This is a genomic window from Arcticibacter pallidicorallinus, assembly GCF_003002875.1.
Lineage (GTDB): Bacteria > Bacteroidota > Bacteroidia > Sphingobacteriales > Sphingobacteriaceae > Arcticibacter > Arcticibacter pallidicorallinus.
Genome location: NZ_PVTH01000006.1, coordinates 240,396 through 250,754, shown reverse-complemented (window position 1 = coordinate 250,754; position 10,359 = coordinate 240,396). Strand labels below are relative to the sequence as shown.

11 protein-coding genes are annotated in these 10,359 nt (G+C 44.5%); all 11 read left to right on the top strand.

Going from position 1 to position 10,359, the window contains the following annotated elements:
• Window positions 1-288 precede the first annotated feature (288 nt).
• The 11 genes from ubiE (at window position 289) to B0I27_RS11955 (ending at window position 10,329) form a co-directional block, all read left to right on the top strand.
• Window positions 289-1,029 (top strand): bifunctional demethylmenaquinone methyltransferase/2-methoxy-6-polyprenyl-1,4-benzoquinol methylase UbiE, encoded by a 741-nt coding sequence (gene ubiE / locus B0I27_RS12005; protein WP_106293620.1) that lies wholly within the window; start codon window positions 289-291, stop codon window positions 1,027-1,029.
• A gap of 21 nt (window positions 1,030-1,050) precedes the next feature.
• Window positions 1,051-1,770 (top strand): type IX secretion/gliding motility protein PorT/SprT, encoded by a 720-nt coding sequence (gene porT / locus B0I27_RS12000; RefSeq protein WP_106293618.1) that lies wholly within the window; start codon window positions 1,051-1,053, stop codon window positions 1,768-1,770.
• 113 nt (window positions 1,771-1,883) lie between these two features.
• Window positions 1,884-2,645 carry an SDR family oxidoreductase gene (locus B0I27_RS11995; protein WP_106293616.1) on the top strand — a complete coding sequence of 254 codons (762 nt, stop codon included), beginning with the start codon at window positions 1,884-1,886 and terminating at the stop codon, window positions 2,643-2,645.
• Between the two features lie 41 nt (window positions 2,646-2,686).
• Window positions 2,687-3,133, top strand: a complete 447-nt coding sequence (locus B0I27_RS11990; protein ID WP_106293614.1) for a GatB/YqeY domain-containing protein — start codon at window positions 2,687-2,689, stop codon at window positions 3,131-3,133.
• A gap of 118 nt (window positions 3,134-3,251) precedes the next feature.
• The gene (locus B0I27_RS11985) at window positions 3,252-4,013 is read left to right on the top strand and encodes an alpha/beta fold hydrolase (protein ID WP_106293612.1); all 762 of its coding nucleotides are present in this window, start codon (window positions 3,252-3,254) and stop codon (window positions 4,011-4,013) included.
• Between the two features lie 6 nt (window positions 4,014-4,019).
• Complete coding sequence (locus tag B0I27_RS11980) at window positions 4,020-4,682, top strand: CBS domain-containing protein (RefSeq protein WP_106293610.1); 663 nt, start codon at window positions 4,020-4,022, stop codon at window positions 4,680-4,682.
• Entirely contained in the window at window positions 4,682-5,563 is an 882-nt protein-coding gene (locus B0I27_RS11975; protein WP_106293608.1) for an NAD kinase, read from the top strand. Before B0I27_RS11980 ends, B0I27_RS11975 begins: the two co-directional genes overlap by 1 nt.
• Window positions 5,563-6,360, top strand: a complete 798-nt coding sequence (gene porG / locus B0I27_RS11970) for a type IX secretion system protein PorG (RefSeq protein ID WP_106293606.1) — start codon at window positions 5,563-5,565, stop codon at window positions 6,358-6,360. The genes B0I27_RS11975 and porG overlap by 1 nt, the downstream gene beginning before the upstream one ends.
• Before the next feature lie 58 nt (window positions 6,361-6,418).
• On the top strand, window positions 6,419-7,156 hold the full coding sequence (locus B0I27_RS11965) for an undecaprenyl pyrophosphate synthase (protein ID WP_106293604.1): 738 nt from the start codon (window positions 6,419-6,421) through the stop codon (window positions 7,154-7,156).
• A 62-nt stretch (window positions 7,157-7,218) separates the two neighbouring features.
• On the top strand, window positions 7,219-9,786 hold the full coding sequence (gene bamA, locus B0I27_RS11960; RefSeq protein WP_106293602.1) for an outer membrane protein assembly factor BamA: 2,568 nt from the start codon (window positions 7,219-7,221) through the stop codon (window positions 9,784-9,786).
• A 12-nt stretch (window positions 9,787-9,798) separates the two neighbouring features.
• Window positions 9,799-10,329 carry an OmpH/Skp family outer membrane protein gene (locus B0I27_RS11955; protein ID WP_106293600.1) on the top strand — a complete coding sequence of 177 codons (531 nt, stop codon included), beginning with the start codon at window positions 9,799-9,801 and terminating at the stop codon, window positions 10,327-10,329.
• Window positions 10,330-10,359: the final 30 nt, after the last annotated feature.

Genomic DNA, 10,359 nt, shown 5'->3' with positions numbered 1-10,359 from the left:
CTGGCAGGGAAGGTCAGGAGCAAGGATAAGGAGGACGTTCCGAAGGAGATCTCCCGGACTAAACCCAGGTCGATTCCGAAGATCGTAGCGGATAATGAACAACAGACAGACCTTACAGGCAAGCGTGTTTCGTTTGGAAGAAGTTAGCTTTCCTGAAAAGAGAGGTAATGACTAGTGAAGGAAATTGCGGGTTTTAGTTGTGAGTATCGATTGTCGGGGTGTCGTAGCTATCGCTTTTTGGCTCAAACATGATGAAATTCCCGGTGAACTCGTTTATCTTTGCCGGATATGCCAGAGCAGATTACGCCTTACAAAGATAAGAACGCTACCAAAAAGGAGCAGGTAGCAGATATGTTTAACAACATATCAAAGACATACGATTTTCTGAACCATTTTATGTCGCTGGGGATCGATATTCTCTGGCGCAAAAAGGCTATTGGCGAGCTTAAAAAACTGAAGCCACAGCTGATGCTCGACGTGGCGACAGGAACAGGTGATTTTGCTTTTGAGGCGATTCAGATTCTAAATCCGGAGAAGGTAATAGGGGTGGATATCTCTCAGGGGATGCTGGATGTGGCAGACGAGAAAATTAAAAAGCGTGGTCTGTCTCATAAATTCGAGGTACGTCTGGGCGATTCAGAAAAGCTGCTGTTTGAAGATAACACCTTTGATGCGGTAACGGTGGCCTTCGGTGTGCGTAACTACGAAAACCTGGAGCAGGGCTTGTCTGATATGCTGCGTGTACTTAAACCGGGGGGTAAGATCGTGATCCTGGAGTTCTCCAAGCCTCAGCAATTTCCGGTGAAGCAGTTATACAACTTCTACTTCAATTCGGTGACTCCGGCAATAGGGAAGTTGTTTTCAAAAAATAACGATGCTTATAAATACCTGCCAGAATCGGTTGCGGCATTTCCGGATGGAAAAAGTTTCCTTGAGCTTATGCACAAAGTGGGTTTTGGGGATGCAAAGTTTCAACCGCTCACATTTGGTATCAGCTCTATTTATACAGGAATTAAATCAGGAGCGTAACGCTTCAGCAAAGGCAGTTTAATGGGAAAAGGTTTTTTCTTAGCTTTCTTTTGCCTCGTGATGGGTGCTAATGCGGGAGCTCAGGAAAACTGGGGAGGAGGGGTTGATGACGAACGTCTGAACTTCGGCTTCCAGTTCAACTATATAAGTTCGGAGTTCAAAGTACTAAAGGTTGAAAACTGGCAGAGGCTACCAGGTCCTGTGGGGGGAGAAGCCAGCACGCTTCGCGCCATAGGAGCTAGATCTAAGCCCGGCTTCGGTATCGGTTTGGTTTCCAATCTGAAGATGACCGATCACACTGACCTGCGTTTTACACCTTCTATGACGTTTGCGGATAAAGAACTGCAATTTGCTTTCGCCAATGAAGGGCTATATACCAAAATGGTGCAGTCGACCTTTATAGACCTGCCTCTGGGTGTAAAATTGAAATCAGACAGGCGGGGAAATTTCAGGGCTTACATGATCGCTGGAGGTAAATACTCCAGGAACATCGTCTCGAAGAAAAAGCTGGATGACACTGAGCTTGTGGATGCTGAAAAATTTATCGCCAGTAAACGCGGTTTCTTCTCTTATGAAGCAGGCTTGGGCCTGGATCTTTACTTTGAGTATTTTAAGATGTCGCCTGAGATAAAGTTTTCTCAATCTTTCAACAGCGTGCTCGACAGGCGCGATAATCACTTTGATCGCTCTCTTGATAAGCTGTATCATAAAGGGATACAGATAAGTTTGTTTTTCGAATAGGCAAATACGCTCACACTGCCTCGCTTTAATTGGTTTGTTTATTTCGATTTAATAAACAAATGAGTTCTGAAAACGCTTTTTATTCATAATTTTGACCCTTAATCAACGCATTTATGCCCAAAATTGCCCTGATAACAGGCGCAACTTCCGGAATTGGTGAAGCTTGCGCCAGACTTTTTGCATCCTATCAATATAATTTAGTAATAACGGGAAGAAGAACGGACAGACTTCAGCGTTTAGCCAGCGAGTTAGTGCGTGAAAATGGGGTGAAGGTGCAAATTCTCACGATGGATGTAAGGGAAAAGGCAGAGGTGCAGAGTCAATTGAACGGTCTGGATGAGCAGTGGAAGGCTGTGGACGTGCTGATCAATAATGCGGGACTCAGCCAGGGTCTGGATCCTATACAGGATGGAAATACGGACGACTGGGATACAATGATCGACACCAACATAAAGGGGCTTCTTTATGTAACCAGAGTAGTATCCAACTGGATGATTGCCCGGAAAGACGGACATATTGTTAACTTGGGTTCTATTGCGGGTAAAGAAGTCTATCAGAACGGGAATGTTTACTGCGCCACCAAGCATGCGGTAGACGCGCTGAATAAGGCCATGCGTATCGATCTTCTCCCTCATGGCATACGCGTTTCTGCCATTCATCCGGGGGCGGTTGAAACAGAATTTTCAGATGTGCGTTTTAAAGGGGATACTGATCGTGCCAAAAAAGTTTATGAGGGATATACGCCATTGACCGGCCAGGATATTGCAGAAACCATTTGGTTTATGGTATCCAGACCTAAACACGTAAATATCAACGATGTACTTATCATGCCGGTGGCCCAGGCTAATTCGGTTTATTGGAATAAAGAAAAATAAGCAGGCCTGCTATTGAGCAGGCCTGGATTTAATATAAATATATGTTACAGGAAAATATTGATAAAGAGATAAAAACAGCAATGCTGGCAAAGGATAACGTCCGTTTAAGAGGCCTGCGTGCGATTAAAGCTGCTATTTTGTTGGCGAAAACCGAGAAGGGCGGAAGTGACACGCTGACGGAAGATGCCGAGATCAAAGTTTTGCAGAGACTGGCCAAACAGCGGAAGGAGTCTGCCGAGATCTATAAAACGCAAAATCGCGAGGATCTTTATCAGATTGAGGCTGAAGAGCTGGAAGTTATTGAAGGATTTCTTCCGAAGCAGCTCAGCCGTGAGGATGTTATCGCGGTAGTGCAAGATGTGATATCCCGTACCGGCGCAACAAGCGTGAAAGATATGGGAAAGGTGATGGGCGCTGCCAATAAGGAGCTATCGGGTAAAGCCGACGGTAAGACCATTTCAGAAGTTGTTAAAGAGCTTTTGTCCTGATAGGTTATACAATAGCATAATAAATAGATTGCAGGTAAGCGGATAAATTGTACATTTATTCAACTATAACCTGAATTATTAACTTTAGCAAAGCCCACTAAACATCTTGTTTAGAATTATGAGTATTATAAAAGAAGAAAACGGATTTAAATATATTGAAGAAGGAGAAGGAGATACATTATTGCTTCTTCACGGTCTCTTTGGGGCTTTAAGTAATTTTGACGATATTACGGAGGCTTTTAAGTCTCAATACAGGGTGGTCATTCCACTTCTACCGATATACGATCTACCTCTGTTAACTACGGGTGTAACCACGCTGGCCAAGCATCTTCTTAAGTTTGTTAAGCATAAGAAACTCAAGAACATCAACCTTTTGGGTAATTCCCTGGGAGGCCATGTGGCCTTGATCTTCACGCTGAATAATCCGGAGTATGTAAAAGCCCTGGTGCTTACCGGAAGCTCGGGCCTGTATGAGAATTCATTCGGCGGTACTTTTCCGAAGAGAGAAAACTATGAGTTTATAAAGGAAAAGGTTGCCTATACGTTTTTCGACCCTGCGATGGCGACGAAGGAGCTGGTTGACGAGGTCTACGAAACAGTAAACGACCGGAATAAAGTGATCCGGATCCTTTCTATGGCGAAATCGGCTATCAGGCATAACCTGGCTAAAGAGCTTTATAAGATCACCATCCCGGTATGCCTGATCTGGGGTATGAATGATACGGTTACTCCGCCTGACGTGGCAACGGAGTTTCATAATCTCCTGCCTAACTCAGAGCTAAACTGGATTGATAATTGTGGACATGCTCCTATGATGGAGGTGCCGGATGAATTTATTAAGTTCCTGCGGCGGTTCCTGGACCGTGTACTTTTAAAGTAAAACACTATGTTGGCAAATGAACTCATTTCCGAAGCGATTCCACCACTAAAAGAATCAGACAGTATTCAAAGAGCACTGGATAGGATGGATGAGTTCCGCGTCAGCCATCTTCCCGTTATGGTAGATGGTGTTCTGCTTGGCTTAATATCCGACGATGACCTCTTTGAGGAGATCGATTTCGAGGCCTCACTAAAATCTGTTAACATAAACTACAGCAGGGTAAGCCTACAATCTAACCAGCATATCTATGATGTGGTGAAGGTTTTCAGTGAGAGTCATCTGACTGTATTGCCGGTGCTTGATGAAGGCAGAAACTATCTGGGTGTGATCAATACGAATACTGTTGTAGACCGTTGGGCATCAATTGCTTCTATCAAGGAGCCGGGAGGGATCATTGTTCTCGAGATGGACAACCGGAACAATTCGCTTGCACATATTGCACAGATCATTGAGTCGGAGAGCGCACAGATTTTAAGTTCATATATTACTTCACATATTGATTCTACCCGTACGGAAGTGACGATCAAGGTTAACCGTACGGAAATCTCAGGAATACTCGCCTCGCTTGGTCGTTATGATTATCATATCCTAGCAACGTTTAATGACAATAAGGAGCAGTCGGGCACCGGAGACAGGTATGATCAGCTGATGAACTATTTAAGTATTTAATGAAAATAGCTATTTACGGTAGAGAGTTTAGCGCAGCGACTTTACCATACGTTCAACAAATTTTTGATGAACTAAATAAACAGGGAGCTGAACTTCTGGTCTACGAAAAGTTTTCCCATTTTATATCGGATAAGGTTAGTGCGCTGCAGATGCGGGGGACTTTCAGTCGTTACGGAGAAATTAAGGGCGCAGTTGACGTGATGCTCAGTTTGGGAGGCGACGGCACGATGCTGGATACTGTAACGCTGATCCGCGACTCCAATATCCCGGTTATCGGTATTAATCTTGGTCGTCTGGGTTTCCTGGCGAGCATCAGCAAAGATGATATTTCGACGGCTATCCAAAGTCTGGTCAGCGGAGACTATACCATAGACAGCAGGGATTTGCTCAAAGTGGAAACGGATACACCCGTGTTTGGCGATGAGAACTTTGCGCTTAATGACCTGACTATTCATAGAAGAGACAATTCGGCGATGATGATCATTCACGCGTATCTGAACGGGGAATTTCTGAATTCTTATTGGGCAGATGGTTTGATCGTGGCGACGCCAACGGGCTCAACTGCGTATTCACTGAGTTGCGGCGGGCCCATTGTTTTTCCTAAATCGGGAAACTTTGTCGTTACACCGATATCTCCACATAACCTGAACGTACGTCCGGTTGTAATATCGGATAGTTATACCCTCACGTTTGAGCTCGAAGGCAGAAGTTCTAAATATTTGCTTTCCTGTGACTCGCGTACGGAGGTGATTGATTGTTCTATGCGGTTCAGCGTGTCGAAGGCAGATTTTCAGATTAACTTAGTGCGTCTTAAAAATGAAAGCTATCTTTCGACATTGAGGAATAAGATGCTTTGGGGCATCGACACACGAAACTATTAATGAGAAGACTGGCTGTTACATTCATCCTCCTTTTGTTTTGTTCACAGATCAGGGCGCAAAGCTGGGAGCTGGGTGCATTTGGTGGAGGCATCGGATATATGGGCGATCTGAATCCGGATAATGTTTTTAAGTTAAGCGATCCGGCCTATGGCTTTCTGGTGAAAAGGAATATAGATCCCAGATGGGCCGTCAAGCTGAGTGTTATGCATGGCAAGATGAAGGGAGCAGATAGTCTCTCGTCAAACCCTCATCAACAGCAGCGCAACCTTAGCTTCGTTACACCGCTAACAGAAATCAGTTTTCAGGGTGAGTTTAACTTCTTCGATTATTTGCCATCAGCGGGTAAAAGGCGTTTCAGCCCGTACCTTTTTGCAGGCGCAGCGCTAAGTATGTTTAATCCAAAAACGCAGGTTAACGGCGAGCTCGTGGAATTGAATCCGCTGCGGACCGAGTACAAGGATTATCGGAAGTACACGATCTCTATTCCTTACGGTGCGGGCATCAAGTATAATATTAGCGGTATGTGGACGCTGGGCGCAGAGTTAGGATATCGCACATCCTTCTCGGATTATATGGATGATGTGAGTGGAAGGTATCCTGCCCGGGAGGATGTTTACTACGGGCGGGATGGGTTCAAGCCCGTGAATCTTACAGACCGGTCTGAAGAACTGGGCAGGGGGAAGTTATTTAGTTCCGGACAACAGCGCGGCGATTCAAAGGTTCGCGACAGATATTTCTTCACCGGAATTACGCTTACCTACACCTTTATGAACTGTAATTGTCCGCCGGTATTTTAGTCATGCTATTTTTTTTTACCTTTGAGCCTCAAATGCCTAAGTTAGGCTTAATTAGAAGATGAGTTTACTGGATCAGATCGACAAGAGCAAATTGCCTCAGCATATAGCAATTATTATGGATGGTAATGGGCGATGGGCTAAGGAAAAAGGCAAGCTTCGTGTATTCGGTCATCACAGCGGCGTAGTATCTGTCAAAGATATCGTAGAAGCAGCAGTTGAAGTTGGCATACCTTATATCACTTTATACACATTCTCTACGGAGAATTGGAACCGCCCCTGGCTGGAAATTACCGCATTAATGGAGTTGCTGGTATCCACCATCAGTAAAGAGACGAAGACGCTGATGGATAACAATGTTCGTTTGAATGCTATCGGCGACCTGGACAAACTCCCTGGAAAGTGCCTGAAGCACCTGAATAAGTCCATTGAAATGACTGCCGGAAATACCAAGAGCACGGTAACGCTGGCATTGAGCTACAGCTCCCGCTGGGAGATAACAGAAGCTGCGCGCAAGCTGGCAACACAGGTTCAGCAGGGCCTTATCAAACCTGAGGATATCAATGAGGAAATGTTTTCTGCCAACCTGACGACAGCGGGAATTCCTGACCCTGAGCTGATGATCCGCACGAGCGGCGAGTTCCGGATCAGCAACTATCTATTGTGGCAGTTGGCTTACGCAGAATTCTATTTTACTGACAAACTTTGGCCGGATTTCAGGCGAGAAGACCTTTTCGAGGCCATTTTAGACTACCAAAAAAGAGAACGTCGCTTTGGAATGACCAGTGAGCAGGTTTAAAAAAATCCTTTTAACAAAATTTAACAACCAATAGCGTTATTTTAGCAACGTTAAACAATTCAATGAAGAGATTTTTCATAATAATACTTTTTACTTGTGCAGCAGGCGCTGCAAGTGCTCAGTTGGGACGCCCGCAGCCGGGTGGTATGCAGCTACGTTCCCAGTCGGGAACCGAGTTGAACTATCTCAACCCTGCGGAATATGTCATTGGTGGAACTACCGTGTCGGGAGTTAAGTTTCTTGATGCGGAAATACTTATACAGATATCCAAGCTGGTAAAGGGCGACAGGATTACCGTTCCTGGAGATGCTACAGCGAATGCGCTAAAGTTCTTATGGGCACAGGGCTTGTTTGATGATGTGCAGTTAAAAGGAAACGTCAGGGGAGACTCTATCTTTTTCAATATTGAGGTTGTAGAGCGTCCGCGTTTAACAAGGATGGAGTTTACGGGCATGAAAAAGGGCCAGGTAACGGACATCAAAGAAAAGCTGGCAGACAAGACCGGAAAGATCGTTAACGAGAGTTTAATGAGCATGACTACCGCGGTGATCAAAAAATACTTTAATGAGAAAGGTTTCTTGTTCACGGAAGTTAAGTACCGTCAGAAAAAGGATACTACCGAAGCGAATAACGTTGTGCTTATTGTAGATGTTGACACAAAGACAAAGACAAAAGTAGAGAATATCACCTTTGAAGGGAATAAAGATTTTAAAGAGAAGCAGCTGAAGAAGTTTTTAAAGAAGACAAAAGAACGTTCTTCTATCAATATATTCCGATCAGGCAAGTTTTTGCTGGATAAATACGAGGAAGATAAGCTGGCATTGGTTGCCAAGATGCACGATCGTGGTTACCGCGATGCGGAGATTCTGAGCGACACGGTTATAAAGAAGCCAAACGAGCGTGTAGATATTCACATGAAGCTGTACGAAGGACCTAAGTATTATTTTGGTAATCTGACATGGGCCGGGAATGCGATTTATAAAACCGAAGCGCTTAATGACATGCTTGCGATTAAGCCGGGTGATGTGTTCAGCGAGGAGAAATTGCAGAAACGTTTGAATGGTAACCCTAATGGCGAGGATATATCTTCTCTTTACCTGAATAACGGATACCTGACGTTCAATGTTGACCCTGTTCAGACCAGAGTTTACGGAGATACTATCGACGTGGAGCTGCGCATTTATGAAGGACCGCAGTACACGATCAACAAGGTTTCATTGAAAGGAAACGATATTACCAACGATAAGGTAGTTATGCGTGAGATCCGTACGAAACCGGGACAGAAGTTTTCTAAGGAACTGGTTGTGCGTACTACCCGTGAAATTGCTCAATTGGGTAACTTCGATGAGCAGAAGACTGACGTAAGACCAATCCCTAATCCTGCTGACGGTACTGTGGACATCGAGTACACAGTAGCTGAAAAGCCTTCTGACCAGATCGAACTATCAGGTGGTTTCGGTGGTGGCCGTATTATCGGTACGCTGGGTCTGACATTCAATAACTTCTCAGCACGTAATTTGTTCAATCTGAAGGAGTGGAAGCCACTTCCGAAGGGAGACGGACAGAAGCTGAGCATACGTGGACAAACGAATGGTAAGTCATACCAGTCATACAGCTTCTCATTCTCTGAGCCATGGTTAGGCGGTAAGAAGCCGATTTATTTTGGAATCAGCGCATTTACCTCGTTGAGCTCGAATGATGATATCGCAAGGTATTACGGGTATAGGGATGATCAACGGTATAGAATCCGTTTGAACGGTGTGACATTCAGCTTAGGTAAACGTTTGAAATGGCCTGATGATTATTTCAATTTGAATCACTCGGTTAACCTGCAACAGTATAAGTTGACTAATTACCCCGGATTCTTATTCTCATCAGGTACATCTTACAACTTCAACCTTACAGAAGAGCTGAGCCGAAATTCAGTGGATGCGCCGATTTATCCTACATCAGGATCGCATATCCGTCTGACTGTTCAATTAACTCCTCCGTATTCACTATTCAACAACACGAACTATCAAACGGCTACTGACAAAGAGAAATACAGATTTACCGAATACCACAAATGGAAGTTTGAGGCACAATGGTATCAACGGATTGTTGGTAAGCTGGTAGTGAAGACTCAGGGACAGTTTGGTTTCCTTGGACAGTATAATCAGTCGACAGGTCAGTCTGCTTTCGAACGCTTCAAATTAGGTGGCGACGGTATGCAGGGATTTGATTTTCTTCAGGGATCTGAGATAATCGCGATGCGCGGTTACGAGAATAACAACGTGACGCCAATTGGCTACGACCCTCAAATTGCCCGCTATTCGGGAAGCCCTATCTTTAGCAAATATATATTTGAAATGCGTTATCCGCTGATGAACAGTCAGCAAGCTACGGTCTTCATATTGGGATTTGCTGAGGCTGGTAATACTTGGAACAGCTTTAAAGATTACAATCCGTTCAACGTACGTCGTTCAGCGGGTGTGGGAGCCAGGATCTTCCTTCCTATCTTCGGACTCTTGGGGATTGACTATGGATATGGCTTTGATAAAGTCTATGATCCTCAGACAAGCAACAGGCTCAGAAAGTCTGGCGGACAGTTCCATTTTAGTATAGCTCAACAACTTAGTGGTGGATTTTAATTAACTTTGTGTATGAAAAGATTGTTGTTTATTGTAGCGTTTGTGTGCCTTTCAGGAGCTTCGGCTTTCGCGCAACGCTTTGCTTATGTAGATAGCGAATATGTTTTGGAGCATATTCCAGAGTATGTGTCGGCTCAGAAGCAACTGGACGCTTTGTCTAAACAATGGCAAACTCAGGTAGACACGCGTTTGAAGGAGGTGGAGAATATGTATAAGTCTTATCAGGCGGATCTGGCTTTGCTTACTCCACAGGTTCGCAGGGAGCGCGAGAACGCCATCGTTCAGAAGGAAAAAGCGGCGAAGGAGTTTCAGCGTGAAAAGTTTGGATTTGAAGGTGATTTGTATCAACAGCGCATCAAACTTATTCAGCCTGTTCAGGAGCGCGTTGCAAGGGCGATCGAAGCCGTTGCTGAGAGTAACCAACTTGATATGATCCTGGATAAAAACAGTGAGGTTATACTGTTGTACGCGAGTCCGCGTTTAGATAAGAGTAACGAGGTGATTACCCGTTTGGGTTATAAGCCCGGTTCGTTAGTTAAGTAATATTTGAAAGTAACCAAGTAAATTTTTAAA